General features: G+C 66.6%; 1 pseudogene. It reads left to right on the top strand.

The features are described from left to right. Window positions 1-532 (top strand): annotated as a pseudogene (locus tag DJ75_RS18565) (MFS transporter); the annotation flags it as partial. Window positions 533-703 lie beyond the last annotated feature (171 nt).

Genomic DNA, 703 nt, shown 5'->3' on the forward strand with positions numbered 1-703 from the left:
GGGGCTGTTCAACTTCTACGTCTCCGTGATGCTCGCTCGGGGGCTCGCCCCGGGGACCGCGAACGCGCTGTTGACGGTCGCGTTCGCGGCGGGGATACCGGCCTTTTGGGCCAGCGGAACCCTCGTCGACCGCCTCCCGACGGTCCCCTACATCCTCGGATTGGTCGGGGCGTTCACGGCCGGCGTGTTCGGACTGACGGTCTTCCGCGGGGCGCTCGCGCTCGGCGCGATCTCGGTCCTCCTCGGCTACACGATTCACGGGCTGTTCCCCGCGCTCGACACCTACGTCCTCTCGGCGCTTCCGGCCGACACCCGCGCCGGAACCTTCGCGGCGTTCAGCGGACTCTCTATCGCCGTGGAGGCGTCGGGAAGCGGGGTCGTCGGGGCGCTCGTCGAGGCCGGCTACCCGTTCGCCGCGGTCTTCCGCGGCTTCGCCGCCGGCCTCGCCGTCATCCTCGGGCTGGCAGCGGCGCTCTACTGGACCGATCGGCTCCCCGCGGCCGACCGCGTCGCGAAGGCGACTGAGTCGTGAGCGTATTCCAGACGGAGCGCTCGTGAGAGAGTCGTCTGGATCCACGACCGCGAGATAGAACCGTGTGAATCGCTGGAAAGTACTAGACTGAGGACCTGCCCATTGAGCATCAGTCATTGCGTGACTTGTCGGGGATCGTTTATCTATCAATCCTCGAAAAACATGTCAGTA

This window comes from Halorubrum sp. Eb13 (assembly GCF_002252895.1).
Taxonomy (GTDB): Archaea; Halobacteriota; Halobacteria; order Halobacteriales; family Haloferacaceae; genus Halorubrum.